A 20925-nucleotide genomic window follows, 5' to 3' on the forward strand; every position below is an offset into this window, starting at 1 on the left:
CTGGCCTCGTGGTTGAGGCTCAGGTGGGGCACAGAGTTAGCGGCGAGTGAGGAGAGAGTGGCACCTGCTCCGTTCATTTGACAGAGGGCAGTCAAGATTTTACGTGTTCGTTTCCGAATGGCGGTGCTGCGGATCCGGTATTCGGACGACTGAAGGGCTCGTCAACTTTCTTTCAATTCAGCGGAGTTGGGCCGTCGAATGTCACACCCGAATAGCGGATCCGCCCGTGCGGTCAGAAATGCGCGCTTTCGCCGAGCAGCCGCGCCAGGTCCGGCAGCCGAACCGGTCCGGGAACGGCGGGAGTTCCTCGCGGGACCATCGGCGCCAGGCGGGGATCCCGCCGGCGGCGTGCGCGGCGGTCGGCTGGGGGCCGGCGGGTTCGCGGCGCGGGCCGCGGGTGATGTACGGGTGCTCGTGCCGACGGGCGGGAACGCCGCTGTGGGTGAAGTAGCTGTGGGTGAAGGCGTGTTCCCGGGTGCACAGCAGTGGGCCGGGCTCCAGGTCCGTCCAGCCGGTCGCCTCCCGGAGCTCGCGCAGCGCGTCCGCGCGCGGGCTCCCGCCGGCCCCCGGGCCGCCGCCGGGCAGCGCCCGGTGGTCGCCGGCCCCGACGTTGTCGTAGCGGAGGACGAACACGGCCCCGTCGGGGCGGAGTACCGGGATCGGCCACGGCGACGCGGGCGGCGCGGCGCGGTGCCGCGCAGGGGCGGCACCGCCTTGCGCGGCACCGCGCGGGGACGGCCCGGCTGCCGGTCCGGCGGTGACCGCCTCACCCCGTGTGGCCTGGCCGTCCGGAAGGCCGGGGCCGGGGGGGTGTTCTCCGGGACGGTCGGTCGCACGCCGGTCCGCCCGGCGGCGCGGAAGAGGTGGGAGCGGGACGGAGGGGTGTTCGAGGATCACACGGGCACGGTGACCCGGGGGACCGCGGAGCCCCCGGCTGATGTCCGGCCGGGGGCTCTACCGCCGACGTCCTCAGACGTTGACGCCGAAGTCCTGGGCGATGCCCACCAGGCCCGAGGCGTAGCCCTGGCCGACGGCGCGGAACTTCCACTCCGCGCCGTTGCGGTAGAGCTCGCCGAAGACCATGGCGGTCTCGGTCGCGGCGTCCTCGGAGAGGTCGTAGCGCGCGATCTCGGCACCGCCGGCCTGGTTGACGATCCGGATGTAGGCGTTGCGGACCTGGCCGAAGTTCTGGCCGCGGTTCTCGGCGTCGTAGATGGAGACCGGGAAGACGACCTTGTCGATGTCGGCCGGCAGGGCGGCCAGGTCGACGTTGATCGCCTCGTCGTCGCCGGCGCCCTCGCCCGTGCGGTTGTCGCCGGTGTGGACGATCGAGTTGTCCGGGGTCTGCTTGTTGTTGAAGAAGACGAAGTGCTGGTCGGAGTAGACCCTGCCCTGCCCGTTCACCGCGATCGCGGAGGCGTCGAGGTCGAAGTCGGTGCCGGTCGTGGTGCGGACGTCCCAGCCGAGGCCCACGGTGACGGCGGTCAGGCCCGGAGCCTCCTTGGTGAGCGAGACGTTGCCACCCTTGGACAGGCTTACAGCCATGGGGAGTCCTTTCCCTTGAATGCGTACGGCATGAAGCTACAGCTACCGGTAAGAACGCCGAGAGGGGTGCCGCAGGTTCCGTGCGGCTTTACTTTCTTTACCTTCCGGGTGGTGCGGGCCCGCTCGCGCTGCGCTCCGGCCGCGTCCGCGGGCCCCGCGGCACCGCCGCACCCACCGCACCCGGGGGCCCGCCGCCGATATCGGGGTGACGCGGACCGGATCGGGGCGCGACCATGGACGGCATGTCCGGTCCCTATGTCATCCGCGGCTCCGTCGCGCTCCCCGAGGCCGAGCTGATGTGGCGCTTCTCGCGATCCTCGGGGCCCGGCGGACAACACGTCAACACCACCGACTCGCAGGTGGAACTCCGGTTCGACCTGGGCGGCACCGGGTCCCTGCCCGAGGTGTGGAAGCAGCGCGCCCTCCAGCGGCTCGCCCCGCGCCTGGTCGACGGGGTCGTCTCGGTGCGGGCCTCGGAGCACCGTTCCCAGTGGCGCAACCGGGAGGCCGCCGCCGTGCGCCTGGCCGCACTGCTGGCCGAGGCGACGGCGCCGCCGCCCAAGCCGCGTCGGCCCACCCGCATCCCCCGTGGGATCAACGAGCGGCGGCTGCGGGAGAAGAAGCAGCGCGCCGACGTGAAGCGGGGCCGGTCCGGGCGGGACTGGGGCTGAGTCACCGGGGACGGGGCGCCCCCTGTCACATTCCCCGTCCCGCGTCCGTCTTGTCGGTGAGGGATCGCACCGACAAGGACCGACGAAGGGCTGAGGACGGATGACCGGGCACGCAGAGGACGGGAACGAGCTTCTGGTTCGGCGGTTCGAGGAGCACCGCGACCGGCTGCGGGCCGTCGCCCACCGGATGCTCGGCTCGGCCGCGGAAGCCGAGGACGCCGTGCAGGAGGCGTGGATCCGGCTCGGGCGCTCCGACGCCGGGCGTATCGACAACCTCGGCGGCTGGCTGACGACCGTGGTCGGCAGGGTCTGCCTGGACATGCTGCGCTCGCGCGGCTCGCGGGCCGAGGAGCCGCTCGACTCCACCCTCGCGGCGCCTCTCGCCGAGGCCGGCACCGGTCCCGAGCAGGACGCGCTGCTCGCCGACTCGGTAGGCGCCGCCCTCCTCGTGGTCCTGGACACGCTCACCCCCGCCGAGCGGCTCGCGTTCGTGCTGCACGACCTGTTCGCCGTGCCGTACGAGGAGGTCTCGGCGATCCTCGGCCGCAGCCCCGCGGCGGCCCGGCAGCTGGCGAGCCGGGCCCGTCGACGGGTGCAGGGCGCCCCGGAGCCGCAGGCCGACCCCGCCCGGCGGTGGCGGATCGTGGAGGCCTTCCTGACGGCCGCGCGGGACGGCGACTTCGAAGGGCTGCTGCGGGTGCTCGACCCGGACGTGGTGGCCCGTACCGAGGCCGGGGTGAACGCGGGAGCGGCGGCGGTGGCCGCCGGCGCCATGACGTACGCCCGGCTCGCCGGGGTCGCGCGGCCGGCGCTGGTCGACGGCTGCCCCGGCCTCGTCGTCCCGGCCGGCGGGCGGCCCGAACGCGCTCTGGCCTTCACCTTCGTCCGCGACCGCATCGCGGTCATCGAGGTCGTGCTCGACCCGCAGCGGCTGGCGCGCATCGGGATCCACCCCGTCCCGGACGCCTTCGGGACGGGGCCGGGGCGGGTGCAGGACGGCCCGGACGAGGCGTAGGACGGCCCGGAGCGGTGCGGTGACGGGCCGGAGCGGGTCCGTGCCGTTCCCGCCCGCCGGTTCACCTCAGCTGCCGGTACCGCCCCCGGAAGTAGGTCAGGGGTCCGCCGTCCGCGCTGGGCACCCCCGCCGTCAGGACCCGTCCGACCACCAGGGTGTGGTCGCCGGCCGGTACGCGCTGCTCGGTGCGGCACTCCAGGGTGGCCAGCGCGCCGCCGACCAGGGGGGCGCCGACGGCCTCGCCGCGGACGTAGGGGATGTCCTCGAACAGGAGGCGGTCGCTGACGCGGCCCTTCATGGCGAAGCGGCCCGCGATGTGGCGCTGGCTCTCGGAGAGGACGGAGACCGCCCACAGGGGCTGCTCGGCGAGCAGGTCGTCCATGCGGGCGCCGGTACGCAGGCTGACCAGGACGAGCGGCGGGTCCAGGGAGACCGACATGAATCCGGTGGCCGTCATGCCGACGTCCTCGCCCAGCGGGGCGTTCGGGTCGTCGGGGTCGAGCGGCGGCTCCTGCGCGGTCACCAGGACCACGCCGGCGGCCAGCCGGGACAGGGCGGCACGGAACTCGTCGGCGGTCACGCCCTCAGCATGCCCCGCGGGTGCGGAAAGGGAGGGGGACGACAGGGCGGGGCGGGAGGGGGAGTACGCGGCGGGGCGGGAGGGGGAGGACGCTGCGGAGCGGGAGGGGGACGAGAGGGCGGGGGGAGTTTTCAGCACGCCGGAAACGCTAGTCTCCGCCGCACGGCACACACATCGGTCCCCGGCCCGAGACGGGACCTAGGACTCCCGGCGGAACAGGCGTCCCCGAAAGTCCGCCGCGTACCGCATACTCGCGAAGGGCGTGTTCAATTGGCGCACGGGAGAAACACAGAAACTGCACTCAATTGTTCACCTTTTACTGTGACTTGAGTCACAAGTGCCATTAATTGTTGACCCTGTGTACCGAGTGGGCAGCGCGCTGTGATTCAGTGGCTGAGACGCCGTAATCACACTTCGAGGACAGTACGCCGATACATGACCCTTTGAATCGCTGCGAGGTCTCGGGGGGAGGGCGAGCATGGAGACCGAGTCGGAGCCCTACGTCCGTCTTGCGTCCCTGCGGCAGCTGCACCAGGCCATGGCGGACATGAACACCGCACGCAGCCTGGCCGACACACTGCAGACCGTCGCGGACGGCGTCGTCACCGCCCTCGGTTACGAGCTGGCGTGCGTGAACCTCGTACGGCCGGACGGCGACCTCGTCGTCGCCGCCTTCGCCGGGAACGCCGCCGCCGAGGCCCTCATCACCGGCCGGGTCGGATCCCGCGCGTCCTGGGAGCGCCGGCTGAGCATGGGCGAGACCTGGGGCGACCTGGTGTTCATCCCCCACACCGAGGGCTGGGTCCTCGACGACGACGACGTACCGCAGTGGTACACCGACGGCCCCGCCCCCCGCTTCGAGGACGAGTGGCACCCCTCCGACCGCCTCTTCGCCCCCATGTACGCCCCCGGTGGGCAGGGCAACCCGCACGGCGAGCTGGTCGGCGTCCTGTCCGTGGACCGGCCGCGCAACGGCCGCCTGCCCGGTGCCTGGGGTCGCGAGGCCCTCCAGATGTACGCCTTCCAGGCCGCCATCGCCGTCAGCAACGCCCGGCTGCGCAGCAACATGCAGCGGGCCCTGGTCCGCCTGGAGCGCGAGCAGCAGGCGCTGCGGGCCAGCGAGGAGAGCTTCCGGCAGGCCTTCGAGTACGCCCCCTCCGGTATGGCCATCGCCGAGATGGGAGGCGAGCAGCACGGGCGGATCCTGCGCACCAACGACGCCCTGTGCCGGCTGCTCGGACGCCCCTCCTCCGCGATGCGCCGCTACTCCTTCTCCGACCTCGTCCACCCCGAGGACATAGGCACCCTGCTGCGCACCTCCGCCGAGGGCGGCCGGGCGGAGCTGAGGCTGGGACGCCGGGACGGGACGTACGTCTGGGTGAGCCTGCGGAACTCCGTGGTCGCCGACACCGCCGACGGCCCCCGCTTCCTCCTCACCCACGTCGAGGACATCGAGGAGCGCAAGCGCCGCGAGCTCCAGCTCGCCCACCGCGCCTCCCACGACTCGCTCACCGGTCTGCCGAACTCCGCCGAGCTGCGCTCCCGCCTCGCCGCCCGCCTGTGCCGCCGGCCCCAGACCGCGCACCCGGCCGCCGTGGACGCCTACGAGGCGTACGAGCCCTTCGAGGCCCAGGAGGCGTACGAGTTCCAGGACGCCGCCCACACGCACCCGGCCGCCTACGACACCGGCGGCCACGGCTTCGACCTCCGGCCCGGCGCGGAGCCCTACGACGCCTACGACCACCACGTGCACACCGTCGCCCCCGAGGGTGAACGGGATGACGGGACCAAGGGGCTCGCGGTGCTCTTCTGCGACCTCGACGGCTTCAAGTCGATCAACGACCGGTTCGGGCACAACGCGGGCGACGCGGTCCTCATCGAGGTCGCGCGCCGCCTCTCGCGCGGGGTCCGCGACGGCGACACGGTCGCCCGGCTCGGCGGTGACGAGTTCGTCATCCTTGCCGACGGGCTCGGCCGGGCCGATGCCCAGGACCTCGCCGTACGGCTGCGCAGCGAGATCATCCAGCCGATCCGCGCCGAGGGCAGGGCCGTGCGCGTGGGCGCCAGCTTCGGCATCGGATGGGCCCACTGCGGCATGACGGCGGACGAAGTGCTCAAGTCTGCCGACGAACGCATGTACGTCGAGAAACGATCTCGTCCCAAACAACACAGACGTGCGGGATAGTGCCCAGGTCAGCGAGTTGATGCGGTCCGGGTCACCCGATCGGGCCCACAGAAGCGGGTAGGCTCGCCCTCTGCCACACCTATCGACGCACGACCGCATCCGCCCCGCACCTGTTGAGGAGTACGAAGGGATGACGCCCGGTAACAACGGCTCTGGCACGCCCGAGGACGACGACCCGTTCGGTTACCTCTACGCCGACGGCCAGGCCAAGGGCGCCCAGCCGCCCTCCAGCGGTTACGGCTACCCCAACGCGGTCAGCAGGGTGCGCACGGTCGGGGAGCGGCAGTACGGCCAGCAGCCGCCGTCCGCCCCGCCCGGCCAGCAGCCGGCTCCTCCGCACGGCCAGGTACCACCGCAGCAGGGCGGCTACGGCCGGCCCCACCCGCACTACGCCGCCCCCGAGACGTTTCCCGGCGGCGCCCCCTCCGGCCCGCAGCAGCAGAGCGGGCACCCCGGCGGCTCCGGCCGGGACCGTGGCCCCAACACCAAGGGCCTGCTGATCGGCGCGGTGGCGGTGGTCGCGGCGGTCGTGATCGGCATCAGCGTCGCCATGATGAACGGCGACTCCGGCGGGAACCCGGGCGGCGCCCAGGCCGCCCCGACCCAGTCCCAGGCGCAGACCAGCGACTCCAGCCCGTCGGCGAGCAGCAGCGCTGAGCCGGATGCCCCGCTGCCGACCATCGCCGCCAAGGCGCTCCGCCTCGGCGGCAGCGCCGCGCTGGCCTCCGACGTCCAGGGCGCCCAGTCCGACGGCGGCATCTACGTCGGCAACCTCGACCAGGTCGGCTCCTCGGTGACCTGGACGGTGAACGGCATCCCCCAGGACGGCGTCTACACCCTCTTCGCGCGCTTCAGCGCGACGGGCGAGGACCAGTCGATGACGCTCACCGTCAACGGCAAGGAGTTCGGCAGCAAGCTGAACCTGGGCAACTTCACGCACGCCGCCGACGGCGACTTCGCCAAGGGCTGGACGCAGACCTACGCCTGGCCGACGCTGGCCAAGGGCACCAACACGATCTCGCTCTCCTGCGCGGACGGCGACAAGTGCAACGTGCTCCTGGACCAGTTCTGGCTGAAGTCGGGCCAGGTGACGAGGTAGCGCCTCAGGCCGCGCTGGCCTCCGCCGTCACCGCGACCTGCCCCAGCAGCCGGTCGTACGTGCCGCGATCGAACTCGCCGGCCGCCGGGGCCGCCACCGTCGCCGCCGACAGGGCGACGGCGCGGGCCAGGCGGTCCGGCCACGGAAGGTGCTCGACCAGGCCCGACAGCAGGCCCGCGACCGCGGAGTCGCCCGCGCCGGTCGGGTTGCCGCGCAGCCGGGCCGGCGGGACAGCGTGCCAGTGCCCCTCCGGCGTGGCCGCCAGGAGGCCCTCGGCGCCGAGCGAGGCGACCACCGTGCGGGCGCCGCGGCGGCGGGCGTCCCGCGTGGCGCGGACGGGCTCGTGGGAGCCGGTCAGCTCGGCCAGCTCCTCGGCGTTCGGCTTGATCAGGTCCGGCCGGGCCGCCACCGCGCGGCGCAGCGGCTCCCCGCCGGTGTCCAGCAGGACGGGGACGCCCGCGGCCCGGGCCGTGCGGACCAGGCCCGCGTACGCGCCGACCGGCACGCCCGGCGGCAGGCTGCCGCACAGGGCCACCGCGGCGGCCGGTGCCAGCAGCTCCTCGTAGACCTCCTGGAAGGCGGACCACTCGCCCGGGGTGATCGCCGGACCGGGCTCGTTGAGCTGGGTGGTGTCGCCGGACCGCTCGTCCACGACGGCTATCGTGCGGCGCGTCACGCCCGCGACCGGCACCAGGGCGTCGACGATCCCGGGCGCCGCCGTGAGCTGCTCCTGGACGACCCGCCCGGTGGTGCCGCCGATGAAGCCGGTGACCGTCACCTCGTGGCCCAGGGCGGACAGCACCCGCGCCACGTTGAGGCCCTTGCCGCCCGGCCGCTCCGTGACCTCGGAGACCCGGTGGGAGGCGTGCGGGCGCAGGGACCGCACCCGATAGGTGATGTCGAGAGCGGTGTTCAGCGTGACCGTGAGGATCACCTGGGCCGACCTCCCCCGGGAATGCGCGTGCTGGCGTGGCTTCCGCCGGACCCGATCATGCCAAAGAGACGGCGGTCGGCCCAGCCCCCGGGTCGGCCACCGTCTCCCGACGGGCGGATGAATCAGCCCAGTTCGGGGGCAACCACCCAGACTCCGCGCCGCATCACGCCCCGCACGTCGAAGGCGCGGTCCAGCAGGACCAGGTCGGCGTCCCTGCCGGGCTCCAGGGAGCCGACGCGGTCGGACAGGCCGAGCAACCGGGCCGGGTTGGCCGACAGGGCCGCGACCGCGTCCCCGACCGGCAGCCGATCGACCGTCACCGCCCGCTTGAAGGCGCGGTCCAGGGTGAGCGTCGACCCTGCGATGGAGCCGCCCTCCACCAGCCGGGCGACGCCGTCGGCGACCTCGACCTCCAGCGGGCCGAGCATGTAGCGGCCGTCGCCGAAGCCGGCCGCGTCCATCGCGTCGGTGATGAACGCCACCCGCTGCGCGCCCTTGTGGCGGAACGCCAGTTCCAGTGCGGCCGGGTGCAGATGGACGCCGTCGTTGATCAGCTCGACGGTGACCCGCTCGTCCTGGAGCAGTGCCGCGATCGGGCCGGGGGCGCGGTGGCCGAGCGCCGGCATCGCGTTGAACAGGTGGGTGGCGACCGTGGCGCCCGCCTCGATCGCCTCCACGGTCTGCTCGTACGTGGCGTCGGTGTGCCCGATCGCGGCGATCACGCCGTGCTCGGCGAGGAGCCGCACGGAGTCGGTGCCGCCCGGCAGTTCGGTGGCGAGGGTGACCATCCGCGCCTGCCCGCGCGCCGCGTCGATCAGCTTGCGCACCTCGGCCGGGTCCGGGTCGCGCAGCAGTTCCTCGGAGTGCGCGCCCTTGCGGCACGGCGAGATGAACGGTCCCTCGAAGTGGATGCCCGCGATGTCGCCCTGCTCGGCCAGCTCGCTCAGCAGCCCGGCGCGGTGGGTGAGGAAGTCCATGTCGCCGGTGACGGTGGAGGCGACCAGAGTGGTGGTGCCGTGCCGGCGGTGGGTCTCGATGCCGGCGAGGACCTCCTCGACGGTGCCCGACGTGAAGGAGGCGCCACCGCCGCCGTGGTTGTGCAGGTCGACGAAGCCCGGGACGATCCAGTGGTCCCGTACGTCGAGGAGGCGGGCGTTGCCCGGGGCGGCGGCGGCGATGCGGGCGCCGTCCACGACCACCCGGCCGGCGGTGACGGTGCCGCTGGGCAGGACGACGTTCGCGCCGGACAGGATCAGGGGGGTGCTGTCCGCTGCGGGCTGCGGGACACCGGTGGTCTCTCGCGCAGTTGCCCGCGCCCCTGGGGCGGTTGCCATCAGGCCGTTTCCTCCTTGCGGTCGGTGGTGTCGAGGAGATCCCAGGCCAGAAGGCCCGCACCCAGGCATCCGGCCGTGTCCCCGAGGGCCGCCGGGACGACGGGCGGCAGCTTCTGGAAGGTGACCCGCCGCCGGACGGCGTCCCGCAGCGGTGTGAACAAGGTTTCCCCGGCCTCGGCGAGTCCGCCACCGATGACGATCATGCCGGGGTCCAGCAGGGTGAGTGCGGTGACCAGGCCGTCGGCGAGGGCGTCCACGGCCTCCTGCCAGATCCGGACGGCGTTCGGGTCACCGGACGCGACGGCCTTCGCGCAGTGGGCGGCGTCCGCCCCCGGGTCGCCGACGGCTGTCGCCCAGGCCTCGCTGACGGCCGCCGCCGAGGCGTACCGCTCCAGGCAGCCGTGCTGCCCGCACGGGCACGGGGCGCCACCGGGGCGTACGACGACGTGGCCGATCTCGCCAGCGAAGCCGTGGGCACCGGCCTCCACCCGGCCGTCGATGCCGATCGCGCCCGCGATGCCGGTGCCGAGGGGGACGAAGAGGAAGCGGTCGGCGCCTCGGCCCGCACCGATGCGGCCCTCGGCGAGTCCGCCCGCGCGCACGTCGTGGCCCAGGGCGACCGGGATGCCGCCGAGCCGCTTCGCCAGCAGGACGCGCAGTGGCACGTCGCGCCAGCCGAGGTTGGCCGAGTACGCGGCGATGCCGTGCCGTTCGTCGACGATGCCGGGCACGGCGACGCCGGCCGCGCTCGCGGGCTCGCCGAACCGCCGCTCGCCCAGGGTGCGCAGTTCGGTGGCGAAGCCGAGGACGGCGTCGACCACCGCGTCCGGTCCGCGGTCGCGTCCGGTCGGCCGGCGGGCCTCGTGCAGCAGCTCGCCGTCCGCCCCGACCAGGGCGGCCTTCATCCCGGTGCCGCCCACATCCAGCGCGATGACATGTCTCACGGGGACAGTGTGGACCGAGGACCCGCAAGAGGTCTAGTCCACTTGCATGGTGTAGACCATAATCCGTTAATCGGAATTGTTGAGCGGAAGCTGAACGGCGGGCCATGGGGCGGCGAGCGTTGGGAAACAGGACAGTGCGGCGGCGGCAGCGCCGAAGGACGACGGCGATCGCGGCGGGGTCCGCGCTGGGCATGACGGTGCTCCTGGGCGGCTGCGGCCTCACCGGCGGCTCCGGGGACGTGACCCTGAAACTGGTCGCCGCCGACTACGGCGACAGCAAGTCCAACACCACCCGGAAGTACTGGGACGACCTCGTCGCGGCGTACGAGGCCGAACACCCCGGGGTACGGATCGAGGTCGGCGTCTACTCCTGGAACGACGTCGACCGCAAGGTCAAGGAGATGGTCGACGCCGGCCACGCCCCCGACATGGCGCAGATCGGCGCGTACGCCGACTACGCGGACAAGGGGCTGCTCTACCCGGCCGAACAGGTGCTCTCCATCCCCACCCAGGCCGACTTCGCCTCCCAGCTCGTGGAGGCGGGGCAGGTGCACGGACAGCAGTACGGCATGCCGTTCGCCGCGTCGACGCGGCTGCTGTTCTACAACAAGGACCTGTTCGGGAAGGCCGGCCTCACCCCGCCCACCACCTGGACCGAGCTGGCCGACGCCGCGGCCGCGCTGAAGGCGGACGGTGTGAAGTACCCGTACGCGCTGCCGCTCGGCCCGGAGGAGGCGCAGGCCGAGACGATGCAGTGGCTCCTCAGCGGCGGTGGTGGCTACACCGACACCATCGGCTCGTACAACATCGACACCCAGCAGAACGTCGAGACGTTCACCTGGCTGAAGAACGAACTGGTCGGCAAGGACCTGACCGGCCCGGTCGCCCCCGGCAGCCTCAACCGCGCCGACGCCTTCGCCGCCTTCGCCGACGGTGACGTGGGCATGCTCAACGGCCATCCCTCGCTGATGAAGATGGCCGAGAAGAAGGGCGTGAAGTTCGGCATGGTGCCGATGCCGGGTGTGAACGGGCCCAGCCGGTCGGTGATGGGCGTCGCCGACTGGATGACGGCCTTCAAGCAGAACCGGCACCGCGAACAGGTCGGCGCCTTCCTGGACTTCGTCTACAACGACAAGAACGTCCTCGCCTTCTCCCGCGAGTACGACCTGCTGCCCGTCACCACCTCCGCGTCCTCGGTGATGACGTCGACCCCGGCCGACCGGGACCTGGAGCCGTTCCTGGAGCAGCTGCCCGTGTCCGAGCTCTACCCCGTGGGCAAGACCTCGTGGGCGTCGGTGAGCGCCGACATCAAGAAGCAGATCGGCTCCGCGGTGTCCTCCGGCGCGAGCCCCTCCGCCGTGCTGCACCGGCTCCAGGCCTCGGCGACGGCGGCACAGAGCGCGGAGTAGGGGCGCGCGACGGCTGTCAGCGGGCCGCGCTACGGTGCGGCCCATGGAGCAGGAACGACTGGGTGCCACGGAACGGGCCGTCCTCGCCCTGGAGCGGCGGCCCTTCCCCGGACCGGGCGCCAAGGAGCGGGCCATCCGCGAGGATCTCGGCCTGTCGCCCGTCCGCTACTACCAGCTGCTCAACGCCCTGCTCGACGACGAGCGCGCGCTGGCCCACGACCCGGTGACGGTGAACCGGCTCCGCCGGGTGCGGGAGGCGCGCCGGGAGGAACGGTGACCCCGTGCCGGGCCGCGTCGGCCGCGGGCCGGTTCGGAGGGGCCCGCGCCGGATAGGGTCACCGCATGGGCAGTCACCATGCAGACGAGCTCCCGACCCCTACCACCCGGGCCGGCCGCGACGGGCTGAGCGCCCTGCTCGCGCGGCCCGGAAAAGCCGTCGTCGCCCTCGACTTCGACGGCACCCTCGCGCCGATCGTCCCCGACCCCGCCCAGGCCCGGGCCCACCCCGACGCGGTCCCCGCGCTCGCGGCGCTCGCCCCGCACGTCGCCGCCGTCGCCGTGATCACCGGCCGGCCCGCCGGCGTGGCCGTCCGCCACGGCGGCTTCGCCGGTGTCCCCGGCCTGGAGCATCTCGTCGTCCTCGGCCACTACGGTGCCGAACGCTGGGACGCCGCGACCGGGGAGATCACCGCCCCACCACCCCACCCCGGCGTCGCCGCGGTCCGAGCCGAGCTGCCGGGCGTCCTGGACTCCGTCGGCGCCTGGCAGGGCACCTGGATCGAGGAGAAGGGGCGGGCCGTCGCCGTGCACACGCGGCGGGCCGTCGACCCCCAGGGCGCGTTCGAGGCCCTGCGCGCACCGCTGACCGCCCTCGCCGGCCGGCACGGCCTCGTCGTCGAACCCGGCCGCCTGGTGCTGGAGCTGCGCCCGCCGGGCACGGACAAGGGCGTGGCGCTCACCGAGTACCTCCGCGGCGTGGGCGCCGAGGGCGTGCTCTACGCCGGTGACGACCTCGGCGACATCCCCGCCTTCGCCGCCGTGGAGAAGCTGCGCTCCGACGGCGTGCCGGGCCTGCTGGTGTGCAGTGGGAGCGCCGAGGTCACCGAGCTGACCGGCCGGGCCGACCTGGTGGTCGACGGCCCGGAGGGCGTCGTACGGCTGCTGGCGGCGCTCGCCGCTCAGCTCGGCTCGCCCCGCAGTGCCTGAAGCTGGTCCAGGAACCACTGCGCTGGCGGCAGCGCCGTCGCCGCTGCCGCCAGCCGCTTGGCCCGCTCGGCCCGCTCCTCCGCCGGCATGGTCAGCGCCGCGTGCAGGGCCCGGGCGGTGCCGACGACGTCGTAGGGGTTGACGCCGATCGCGTCCTCCCCCAGCTCCTCGTAGGCCCCCGCCTCGTGGGAGAGCACCAGCGCGCAGCCCTCGTCGGAGACGACCGGCACCTCCTTGGCGACCAGGTTCATGCCGTCGCGGATGGGGTTGACCAGAGCCACGTCCGCCAGGCGGTAGGCGGCCAGGGAACGCGCGAAGTCGTCCTCGACGTGCAGCACGACCGGGGTCCAGCCCGGGGTGCCGTACCGCTCGTTGATCTCCGACGCCACCCGCTGCACCTCGGCGGTGTAGTCGCGGTAGACGGCCAGGTCCTGGCGGGAGGGGTAGGCGAAGGCGACGTGCACGACCCGTTCGCGCCACTCGGGGCGGTCGTCGAGGAGCTGCCGGTAGGCCAGCAGGCCGCGCACGATGTTCTTCGACAGCTCCGTGCGGTCGACGCGGACGATGGTCCGGCGGCCCGCTCCGATCTCCTCGCGCAGGGCCGCGATCCGGTCGGCGACATCGTCCTCGTGGGCGCGGCCGCGCAGGAAGTCCGGGTCCGCACCCAGCCCGTGCACGCCGACGCGCGTGGTACCGAGCCCGCCCGCGAACTCCTCGCAGCACGCCCGGAACGCCCGCGCCCAGCGCTGGGTGAGGAAGCCGAGCCGGTCCGCCCCGAGCATGCCGGCCAGCAGCTGCCGCGCGATGTCGTCGGGCAGGATCCGGAAGTACTCCGGCGGTGCCCACGGGGTGTGGGAGAAGTGGCCGATGCGCAGGTCCGGGCGCAGGGCGCGGAGCATCCCGGGGACCAGCGCCAGGTGGTAGTCCTGGACCACGACCGCCGCGCCCTCGGCGGCCTCCTCGGCCAGGGCCTCGGCGAAGGCGCGGTTGTACGCCTCGTAGGACGCCCACTGCCGCCGGAACTCCGCGTCGAAGACCGGCTCCAGCGGCGTCTGGTACAGCAGGTGGTGGACGAACCAGAGGACCGAGTTGGCGATGCCGTTGTAGGCGTCGGCGTGGACGTCCGCCGGAATGTCCAGCATGCGCACGCCCGGCTCGCCGACCCCGCGCCGCACCGCCTCCCGATCCCCGTCGGACAGGGCCGAGCAGACCCAGAGGGCGCCCGTCTCCGGCCCGATCGCCGACAGACCCGACACGAGCCCGCCGCCGCCGCGCCGGGCGGTCAGCGAGCCGTCCTCACGCACCTGATACGAAACCGGGCCGCGATTGGACGCGACCAGTACCTCAGCACCGTCCGTGGAAGCCATACGCCTCAACCTAGCCCGGCCCGGAAACGCTCAAACGTACGGATGAGTCACACCGGCCATGCGGGCAATTCCGTATACAACCGGTGGATTTCGATGCTCTCCGGAGTTGCTACGCCACCTTGCGTGACGCGTACTCGGCGATCTCGACCATCGGTGGGCGCTCCTCGGTGTCCACGGAGTAGGTGCGGGGCTCGAAACCGTCCTCGCCGCGTTCGAACTGGGTGAGGGCGGGGCGGACCAGGTGGCCGCGGGCCAGGCGCAGCTGGGCGGTGCGGTAGATGGCCGCCGCCATCCGGCCCAGCGCCTGGCCGTCCTGGTGGCGGTGCTTGCGCACCCCGACGTCCACCTGGGCGAGGGCGTCGAGCCCCACCAGGTGCAGGGAGTCGACCAGCATGCCCAGCTCCACGCCGTATCCGACGGGGAAGGGGAGTTGTTCGAGGAGGGTCCGGCGGGCGGCGTACTCGCCGCCCAGGGGCTGCACGAATCCGGCCAGCTGCGGCCAGTGCATGTTCAGCAGCGGGCGTGCCATCAGCTCGGTGACCCGCCCGCCCTGCCCGGCCGCGCCGCCCAGCGGGCGGTCGTACATGCCCTTGACCAGGTCGATGCCGGGGTCGGTGAGCAGCGGGCCGACGATGCCGGAGACGAAGTCGGAGGAGAACTCCTTCAGGTCGGCGTCGATGAAGCAGACGACGTCCCCACGGGTGACCAGCAGCGAGCGCCAGAGCACCTCGCCCTTGCCGGGCGCGGCCGGGATGCGCGGCAGGATGTCGTCGCGGTGGACGACCCGGGCGCCCGCCGCCGCGGCCACGGCGGAGGTGCGGTCGGTGGACCCCGAGTCGACGACGACGATCTCGTCGACGAGCGGGACCTGCTGCATGAGGTCGTGGCGGATCACGGCGACGATGTCGCCGACGGTCTCCTCCTCGTTGAGGGCGGGCAGCACGACGGACACCGACTGGCCCGTCCGCTGCTTGGCGGCCAGGATCTTGTGAAGGGGACGATCGGTCACGGACCAGGAGCGGGTGCTCAGCCAGCGCTCGACTTCTTCCAGCACAGCCTGCGGCTCCTCACTGTTGTGATCACGCCTGGTAACCGGGTGATCCATCTCGCGGTTCGGACGACTATCTCAACTGTCCTGGCCTTCGGTTACAGTCTTGAACAACGCTGATGACCATCGCATGTCGGGGGCCACCACGCGTTCACAACCGCATACCGCTCATCCAGAGGGGCAGAGGGACACGGCCCGACGAAGCCCCGGCAACCCCCCTGATCACCGGACTCGTTCGCGCGGGGCTCCCGGCCAGGGAAGGTGCCAATTCCGTCTCACGGCGAGATGCGCCGTGAGGAAGATGAGGAGAAAGGGCCTCGCCTCACATGGCTGTGCAGACCGCTGCAACCTCCACCGACTCCACCGCCGTCGACCTCGGGCCGGCCGCCGCCCTCTCCTGCCGCGAGTGCGGCCACCGCGTGCCGCTGGGTCCCCTCTTCGCCTGCGAGGAGTGTTTCGGCCCGCTGGAGATCGCCTACGACTTCTCGTCCTACGGTGCCGACGAGCTGCGCAAGCGGATCGAGGCGGGCCCGGCGAACATCTGGCGCTACGCGCCGCTGCTGCCCGTCCCCGCGGACGTGGCCGGCAAGCCCAACCTGAACCCGGGCTGGACCCCGCTCGTCAAGGCCGACAACCTGGCCCGCGAGCTGGGCGTGACCGGCGGGCTGTACGTCAAGGACGACTCCGGCAACCCGACGCACTCCTTCAAGGACCGCGTCGTCGCCCAGGCGCTGGAGGCCGCGCGTGCCTTCGGCTTCACCACGCTGTCGTGCTCCTCCACCGGCAACCTCGCCGGCGCCGTGGGCGCCGCGGCGGCCCGCGCCGGGTTCCGCTCCTGCGTCTTCATCCCGCACGACCTGGAGCAGGGCAAGGTCGTCATGGCCGCCGTCTACGGCGGCGAGCTCGTCGGCATCGAGGGCAACTACGACGACGTCAACCGCTTCTGCAGCGAACTGATCGGCGACCCGGCCGGTGAGGGCTGGGGCTTCGTCAACGTCAACCTGCGGCCGTACTACGCCGAGGGCTCCAAGACGCTCGCGTACGAGGTCTGCGAGCAGCTCGGGTGGCGGCTGCCGGACCAGATCGTCGTCCCCATCGCCTCCGGGTCGCAGCTCACGAAGATCGACAAGGGTCTGCAGGAGCTGATCGCGCTGGGCCTGGTCGAGGACAGGCCCTACAAGATCTTCGGTGCCCAGGCCGAGGGCTGCTCCCCGGTGTCCACCGCCTTCAAGGCCGGTCACGACGTCGTCCGCCCGCAGAAGCCCGACACCATCGCCAAGTCGCTGGCCATCGGCAACCCGGCCGACGGCCCCTACGTCCTGGACATCGCGCGCCGCACCGGCGGTGCCGTGGAGGACGTCACGGACGAGCAGGTCGTCGACGCCATCAGGCTGCTGGCCCGCACCGAGGGGGTCTTCGCCGAGACCGCGGGCGGTGTGACCGTGGGCGTGACGAGGAAGCTGATCGAGAGCGGCGTCCTCGACCCGGAGAAGACCACCGTCGTCCTCAACACCGGCGACGGCCTGAAGACCCTCGACGCGGTGGCCGGTACCGGTCTCACCGCCACCATCCGCCCGAACCTGGACTCCTTCCGAGAGGCTGGCCTCGCATGAGCGTGACCGTCCGCATCCCCACCATCCTGCGCACCTACACCGGAGGCCGGGCCGAGGTCGCCGCCGACGGCGGGACCCTCGCCGAGGTCATCGCCGACCTGGAGAAGAACCACACCGGGATCTCCGCCCGGGTCCTGGACGACCAGGGCAAGCTGCGCCGGTTCGTGAACGTGTACGTGAACGACGACGACGTCCGTTTCGAGCAGGGACTGCAGACGCCCACGCCGGAGGGGGCGGGCGTGTCGATCATCCCGGCGGTCGCCGGCGGCTGACCGGGCGCGCGTCCTCGCGCGCGATCTCGTTGCTCTCGGTGACGAGATGACGAAGAGTTCACCGGATTGCCCTCTCCGTGAGAGAAGCGGAGGGGGCAATTCTGCGTGATTGAGCACGGTACAGTTGGGGAACGCGCTCCCGATCCGAGAGTTCGGGGGCCATCGGATCCTGCCGTCGGTCCGTCAAGAAGCAGCCAAACTATGCGCCGCAAACGCGCCTTTTGCGCCTTTCGCCCCGCCCGACTTGACCTGAATTCAGCCGAATTCTCGGCACATTCCGGACGGCGTCCGTCCAGAATTCTCGTCCGATTGACCTGTTGCAGACGGCAGTTGGGCAGATACATTCAGCCGCGGTCGACGCGTTCCGGCGCACGCCCCCGACGACTGGGGGGTGAGGTCTGACCCGGATTCGCGAAGTGCGGATCTGTGCAAGGGCCAGTAATAGGGGAGTTAGGCATGGCTCAGGGCACCGTCAAGTGGTTCAACGCGGAGAAGGGGTACGGCTTCATCGCGGTCGACGGTGGTGCGGACGTCTTCGTCCACTACAGCGCGATTCAGATGGACGGCTACCGCACCCTGGAAGAGGGCCAGCGGGTCGAGTTCGAGATCTCGCAGGGCCAGAAGGGTCCGCAGGCCGACATGGTTCGCGTCACCGCCTGAACATTTCAGGACGAAGGGCCCGCACCCGCAGGGTGCGGGCCCTTCGCGCTGTCCGCACGCGCCGGCCTGCCCGTGGGCCGCCCGCACCCGGCGGGCACGGGCGGCCCCCCGTCACCCGGCCGCCACCCCGCAACGGGCCCGCTTCGCGGGCGCGCCTTGCACTCGGACCGGGCGAGTGCTAATCATTGGCGTTAGCACTCTGAAGGTGAGAGTGACAGCGAAGGACCGGGTCGGTGAGGCCCGCAGGCCGGGTGGGGCAAGGAACCACGAGGTCGGCGAGCCGTCCGTCGCGGGCGCGGGCGCGGTCCGAAGGAATCACCCCCAGTCCTGGAGGGACCACTTCACATGGCCAAGATCATCGCGTTCGACGAGGAGGCGCGGCGCGGCCTCGAGCGCGGCATGAACCAGCTCGCGGACGCCGTCAAGGTGACCCTCGGCCCCAAGGGCCGCAACGTCGTCCTCGAGAAGAAGTGGGGCGCCCCCACGATCACCAACGACGGTGTCTCCATCGCCAAGGAGATCGAGCTCGAGGACCCGTACGAGAAGATCGGCGCCGAGCTGGTCAAGGAAGTAGCGAAGAAGACGGACGACGTCGCCGGTGACGGCACGACGACCGCTACGGTCCTGGCCCAGGCGCTGGTCCGCGAGGGTCTGCGCAACGTGGCCGCCGGCGCCAACCCGATGGCCCTCAAGCGCGGTATCGAGAAGGCCGTCGAGGCCGTCTCCGCCGCCCTGCTGGAGCAGGCCAAGGACGTGGAGACCAAGGAGCAGATCGCCTCCACCGCCTCCATCTCCGCCGCCGACACCCAGATCGGCGAGCTGATCGCCGAGGCCATGGACAAGGTCGGCAAGGAAGGCGTCATCACCGTCGAGGAGTCCCAGACCTTCGGTCTGGAGCTGGAGCTCACCGAGGGTATGCGCTTCGACAAGGGCTACATCTCGGCGTACTTCGCCACCGACATGGAGCGGATGGAGGCGTCGCTCGACGACCCGTACATCCTGATCGCCAACTCCAAGATCTCCTCGGTCAAGGACCTGCTCCCGCTGCTGGAGAAGGTCATGCAGTCGGGCAAGCCGCTGCTGATCATCGCCGAGGACGTCGAGGGCGAGGCCCTGTCGACCCTGGTCGTCAACAAGATCCGCGGCACCTTCAAGTCCGTCGCCGTCAAGGCCCCGGGCTTCGGCGACCGCCGCAAGGCCATGCTCGGCGACATCGCCATCCTCACCGGCGGCGAGGTCATCTCCGAGGAGGTCGGCCTCAAGCTGGAGAACGCGACCCTGGACCTCCTGGGCCGCGCCCGCAAGGTCGTCATCACCAAGGACGAGACCACCATCGTCGACGGTGCCGGCTCCTCCGACCAGGTCAACGGCCGGGTGAACCAGATCCGCGCCGAGATCGAGAACAGCGACTCCGACTACGACCGCGAGAAGCTCCAGGAGCGCCTGGCCAAGCTCGCGGGCGGCGTGGCCGTCATCAAGGCCGGTGCCGCCACCGAGGTCGAGCTCAAGGAGCGCAAGCACCGCATCGAGGACGCCGTCCGCAACGCGAAGGCGGCCGTCGAGGAGGGCATCGTCGCCGGTGGTGGCGTCGCCCTGCTCCAGGCCTCCCAGGTCTTCGAGAAGCTGGAGCTCGACGGTGACGAGGCGACCGGCGCCAACGCCGTGAAGCTCGCCCTGGAGGCCCCGCTGAAGCAGATCGCCGTCAACGGTGGTCTCGAGGGCGGCGTCGTCGTGGAGAAGGTGCGCAACCTCCAGGTCGGCCACGGCCTGAACGCCGCGTCCGGCGAGTACGTCGACATGATCGCCGAGGGCATCATCGACCCGGCGAAGGTGACCCGCTCTGCCCTGCAGAACGCCGCCTCCATCGCCGCGCTGTTCCTCACCACCGAGGCCGTCATCGCCGACAAGCCGGAGAAGGCCGCGGCCCCGGCCGGCGGCGGCATGCCGGGCGGTGACATGGACTTCTGATCGGCCTCCGGCCGGTCGACCGTCCTTCGGACCGAGGGCGGCACTCCCCGCAGGGGGGTGCCGCCCTCGGGCGTTCCGGGAGGTTCGGGGGTTCGGGAGGCGGTGTCACTCGCCCGGCGTCGGGGACGCGGCGGGGGTGCGGCCGGCCAGGACGTCCTGGAGCCGCCCGGTTCCCTGCTGCACCGCGGCGTTCACCGAGTCCTGGTCGCCGCCGTCCGGGCCGCCTGCCGTCACGGTGATCGCGTTGTTGCCGACGCGCACGACGCCGACGTCGAGGGTGAGGGTGGTGGGCTCCCCGTCGGCCGTGCCCTGGACCGTCACCTCCAGCCCCTGCCGTGCGTCGCCCTCCTTCGGCAGCGAGGTCTCGATGACCTGCACGGTGCGTGTGCCGCCCCGGGAGTCGGTCGCGGTGAACTGGTCGCACGTGTCGGGCAGGGACGCCAGCCACTTCATCGAGTCGTCCAGAGCCTTCTTGTCGTACGCGGCGACCTGGTACAGCAGGCGGGAGTCGCCCTCCTCGAAGCCGGTGAGCGCGGATGCGCCGGAGGGCTTGCCGAGCAGGTCCTCGCTGTAGAGGCCGTCCAGCAGCCGCTGGCAGTCGGCGGCGTCCGCCTTGGCGGTGAGGAAGGCGTCGACGTCGACCTTCCCGGCGACCAGGTCGTCCTTCCACTGGTCGGCGTCGTCCACCTGCTGCCAGTCCCCCTCGATGTCCGCCTCGGTGATCAGCGCCGCCTTCGCCCCGGCCTCGGTGAGGGGGGCGGAGGCCGAGGCGGAGGACGTGGCCCGGGCGGCGGGTGCGGCGGCCCGGGAGGTGGCCGCGGCCGGGGAGGCGGTGGCCTGCGCGCTCGTGGTCTCGTCGTCGCCGTTCGAGCAGGCCCCGATGGCCAGCAGGGCTCCCACCGCCACGGGCGCGGCGAGGACGCGGGCGGGGCGGAACGGGCGGGTCATGGCGGGACCTCCTGGTGAACGCGGGGCGATGTCACCAGCGCACCACCGCCCCGGACCGTCCACCAGCGCTCGCGACCGTCCGGGTGAGGGGCCGTCCGGCCCGGGCCGGCGGCCGGGGCCGGACCAC

The 20925-nt window shown here is 72.3% G+C and carries 20 protein-coding genes and 1 riboswitch; of the genes, 11 read left to right on the forward strand and 9 right to left on the reverse strand.

Annotated features, from left to right (window positions below; translation table 11 throughout):
* Nucleotides 1–201 precede the first annotated feature (201 nt).
* Nucleotides 202–633 carry an NUDIX domain-containing protein gene (locus tag I3F54_RS02000; protein WP_240116787.1) on the reverse strand — a complete coding sequence of 144 codons (432 nt, stop codon included), beginning with the start codon at nucleotides 631–633 and terminating at the stop codon, nucleotides 202–204.
* Between the two features lie 336 nt (nucleotides 634–969).
* Nucleotides 970–1545 carry a TerD family protein gene (locus I3F54_RS02005; RefSeq protein WP_240116788.1) on the reverse strand — a complete coding sequence of 192 codons (576 nt, stop codon included), beginning with the start codon at nucleotides 1543–1545 and terminating at the stop codon, nucleotides 970–972.
* A gap of 233 nt (nucleotides 1546–1778) precedes the next feature.
* Between I3F54_RS02005 and arfB the strand changes: the two genes are divergently transcribed.
* A complete protein-coding gene (arfB, locus tag I3F54_RS02010) occupies nucleotides 1779–2216 on the forward strand; it encodes an alternative ribosome rescue aminoacyl-tRNA hydrolase ArfB (protein ID WP_240116789.1) in 438 nt (145 codons plus the stop codon).
* A 100-nt stretch (nucleotides 2217–2316) separates the two neighbouring features.
* Nucleotides 2317–3231 (forward strand): sigma-70 family RNA polymerase sigma factor, encoded by a 915-nt coding sequence (locus I3F54_RS02015; RefSeq protein ID WP_240116790.1) that lies wholly within the window; start codon nucleotides 2317–2319, stop codon nucleotides 3229–3231.
* 61 nt (nucleotides 3232–3292) lie between these two features.
* On the opposite strand, the gene I3F54_RS02020 is transcribed toward I3F54_RS02015, so the two are convergent.
* Nucleotides 3293–3856 (reverse strand): flavin reductase family protein, encoded by a 564-nt coding sequence (locus I3F54_RS02020; protein WP_240117054.1) that lies wholly within the window; start codon nucleotides 3854–3856, stop codon nucleotides 3293–3295.
* A gap of 433 nt (nucleotides 3857–4289) precedes the next feature.
* Here I3F54_RS02020 and cdgB point away from each other — a divergent pair, with 433 nt between their 5' ends.
* Nucleotides 4290–5996 (forward strand): diguanylate cyclase CdgB, encoded by a 1707-nt coding sequence (cdgB, locus tag I3F54_RS02025; protein WP_240116791.1) that lies wholly within the window; start codon nucleotides 4290–4292, stop codon nucleotides 5994–5996.
* 130 nt (nucleotides 5997–6126) lie between these two features.
* Entirely contained in the window at nucleotides 6127–7095 is a 969-nt protein-coding gene (locus I3F54_RS02030) for a carbohydrate-binding protein (protein WP_240116792.1), read from the forward strand.
* A gap of 4 nt (nucleotides 7096–7099) precedes the next feature.
* Here I3F54_RS02030 and I3F54_RS02035 read toward each other — a convergent pair whose 3' ends face one another.
* From I3F54_RS02035 to I3F54_RS02045, 3 genes are all read right to left on the reverse strand, one after another.
* Entirely contained in the window at nucleotides 7100–8029 is a 930-nt protein-coding gene (locus I3F54_RS02035; RefSeq protein ID WP_240116793.1) for a 1-phosphofructokinase family hexose kinase, read from the reverse strand.
* Between the two features lie 122 nt (nucleotides 8030–8151).
* Nucleotides 8152–9363 (reverse strand): N-acetylglucosamine-6-phosphate deacetylase, encoded by a 1212-nt coding sequence (gene nagA, locus I3F54_RS02040; RefSeq protein WP_240116794.1) that lies wholly within the window; start codon nucleotides 9361–9363, stop codon nucleotides 8152–8154.
* Nucleotides 9363–10307: an ROK family protein gene (locus I3F54_RS02045; RefSeq protein WP_240116795.1), complete on the reverse strand. Its 945-nt coding sequence runs from the start codon at nucleotides 10305–10307 to the stop codon at nucleotides 9363–9365. The genes nagA and I3F54_RS02045 overlap by 1 nt, the downstream gene beginning before the upstream one ends.
* A gap of 191 nt (nucleotides 10308–10498) precedes the next feature.
* Here I3F54_RS02045 and I3F54_RS02050 point away from each other — a divergent pair, with 191 nt between their 5' ends.
* The 3 genes from I3F54_RS02050 (at nucleotide 10499) to otsB (ending at nucleotide 12922) form a co-directional block, all read left to right on the forward strand.
* Nucleotides 10499–11716 (forward strand): ABC transporter substrate-binding protein, encoded by a 1218-nt coding sequence (locus I3F54_RS02050; protein WP_240116796.1) that lies wholly within the window; start codon nucleotides 10499–10501, stop codon nucleotides 11714–11716.
* Nucleotides 11717–11759: 43 nt separating this feature from the next.
* Nucleotides 11760–11993, forward strand: coding sequence for a DUF3263 domain-containing protein (locus I3F54_RS02055; protein WP_240116797.1), 234 nt, complete (start codon nucleotides 11760–11762; stop codon nucleotides 11991–11993).
* 65 nt (nucleotides 11994–12058) lie between these two features.
* Entirely contained in the window at nucleotides 12059–12922 is an 864-nt protein-coding gene (otsB, locus tag I3F54_RS02060) for a trehalose-phosphatase (RefSeq protein WP_240116798.1), read from the forward strand.
* On the opposite strand, the gene I3F54_RS02065 is transcribed toward otsB, so the two are convergent.
* Together I3F54_RS02065 and I3F54_RS02070 are read right to left on the reverse strand one after the other, a co-directional pair.
* On the reverse strand, nucleotides 12895–14289 hold the full coding sequence (locus tag I3F54_RS02065) for a trehalose-6-phosphate synthase (protein ID WP_240116799.1): 1395 nt from the start codon (nucleotides 14287–14289) through the stop codon (nucleotides 12895–12897). The two genes, otsB and I3F54_RS02065, sit on opposite strands and share 28 nt — an antisense overlap.
* Before the next feature lie 109 nt (nucleotides 14290–14398).
* Complete coding sequence (locus I3F54_RS02070; RefSeq protein ID WP_240116800.1) at nucleotides 14399–15343, reverse strand: glucosyl-3-phosphoglycerate synthase; 945 nt, start codon at nucleotides 15341–15343, stop codon at nucleotides 14399–14401.
* 159 nt (nucleotides 15344–15502) lie between these two features.
* Nucleotides 15503–15645: riboswitch (SAM riboswitch) on the forward strand.
* 18 nt (nucleotides 15646–15663) lie between these two features.
* On the opposite strand from I3F54_RS02070, the gene thrC reads away from it, so the two are divergent.
* The 4 genes from thrC (at nucleotide 15664) to groL (ending at nucleotide 19850) form a co-directional block, all read left to right on the forward strand.
* On the forward strand, nucleotides 15664–16950 hold the full coding sequence (gene thrC, locus I3F54_RS02075; protein ID WP_240116801.1) for a threonine synthase: 1287 nt from the start codon (nucleotides 15664–15666) through the stop codon (nucleotides 16948–16950).
* Nucleotides 16947–17222, forward strand: coding sequence for a MoaD/ThiS family protein (locus I3F54_RS02080; RefSeq protein WP_240116802.1), 276 nt, complete (start codon nucleotides 16947–16949; stop codon nucleotides 17220–17222). Before thrC ends, I3F54_RS02080 begins: the two co-directional genes overlap by 4 nt.
* Nucleotides 17223–17678: 456 nt before the next feature.
* A complete protein-coding gene (locus tag I3F54_RS02085) occupies nucleotides 17679–17882 on the forward strand; it encodes a cold-shock protein (RefSeq protein WP_004986573.1) in 204 nt (67 codons plus the stop codon).
* Nucleotides 17883–18227: 345 nt separating this feature from the next.
* Nucleotides 18228–19850 carry a chaperonin GroEL gene (gene groL / locus I3F54_RS02090; protein WP_240116803.1) on the forward strand — a complete coding sequence of 541 codons (1623 nt, stop codon included), beginning with the start codon at nucleotides 18228–18230 and terminating at the stop codon, nucleotides 19848–19850.
* 105 nt (nucleotides 19851–19955) lie between these two features.
* On the opposite strand, the gene I3F54_RS02095 is transcribed toward groL, so the two are convergent.
* Nucleotides 19956–20798 carry a hypothetical protein gene (locus I3F54_RS02095; RefSeq protein ID WP_240116804.1) on the reverse strand — a complete coding sequence of 281 codons (843 nt, stop codon included), beginning with the start codon at nucleotides 20796–20798 and terminating at the stop codon, nucleotides 19956–19958.
* Nucleotides 20799–20925: the final 127 nt, after the last annotated feature.

Origin of the sequence: Streptomyces sp. MUM 2J (assembly GCF_022414535.1) — a bacterium.
GTDB lineage: Bacteria > Actinomycetota > Actinomycetes > Streptomycetales > Streptomycetaceae > Streptomyces.

Coding starts and splice junctions, on each gene's coding strand:
- I3F54_RS02005 (WP_240116788.1), bottom strand. CDS start 1,545: ATGGCTGTAAGCCTGTCCAAGGGTGGCAACGTCTCGCTCACCAAGGAG.
- arfB (WP_240116789.1), top strand. CDS start 1,779: ATGGACGGCATGTCCGGTCCCTATGTCATCCGCGGCTCCGTCGCGCTC.
- I3F54_RS02015 (WP_240116790.1), top strand. CDS start 2,317: ATGACCGGGCACGCAGAGGACGGGAACGAGCTTCTGGTTCGGCGGTTC.
- cdgB (WP_240116791.1), top strand. CDS start 4,290: ATGGAGACCGAGTCGGAGCCCTACGTCCGTCTTGCGTCCCTGCGGCAG.
- I3F54_RS02030 (WP_240116792.1), top strand. CDS start 6,127: ATGACGCCCGGTAACAACGGCTCTGGCACGCCCGAGGACGACGACCCG.
- nagA (WP_240116794.1), bottom strand. CDS start 9,363: ATGGCAACCGCCCCAGGGGCGCGGGCAACTGCGCGAGAGACCACCGGT.
- I3F54_RS02050 (WP_240116796.1), top strand. CDS start 10,499: ATGACGGTGCTCCTGGGCGGCTGCGGCCTCACCGGCGGCTCCGGGGAC.
- I3F54_RS02055 (WP_240116797.1), top strand. CDS start 11,760: ATGGAGCAGGAACGACTGGGTGCCACGGAACGGGCCGTCCTCGCCCTG.
- otsB (WP_240116798.1), top strand. CDS start 12,059: ATGGGCAGTCACCATGCAGACGAGCTCCCGACCCCTACCACCCGGGCC.
- I3F54_RS02065 (WP_240116799.1), bottom strand. CDS start 14,289: ATGGCTTCCACGGACGGTGCTGAGGTACTGGTCGCGTCCAATCGCGGC.
- thrC (WP_240116801.1), top strand. CDS start 15,664: ATGGCTGTGCAGACCGCTGCAACCTCCACCGACTCCACCGCCGTCGAC.
- I3F54_RS02080 (WP_240116802.1), top strand. CDS start 16,947: ATGAGCGTGACCGTCCGCATCCCCACCATCCTGCGCACCTACACCGGA.
- I3F54_RS02085 (WP_004986573.1), top strand. CDS start 17,679: ATGGCTCAGGGCACCGTCAAGTGGTTCAACGCGGAGAAGGGGTACGGC.
- groL (WP_240116803.1), top strand. CDS start 18,228: ATGGCCAAGATCATCGCGTTCGACGAGGAGGCGCGGCGCGGCCTCGAG.
- I3F54_RS02095 (WP_240116804.1), bottom strand. CDS start 20,798: ATGACCCGCCCGTTCCGCCCCGCCCGCGTCCTCGCCGCGCCCGTGGCG.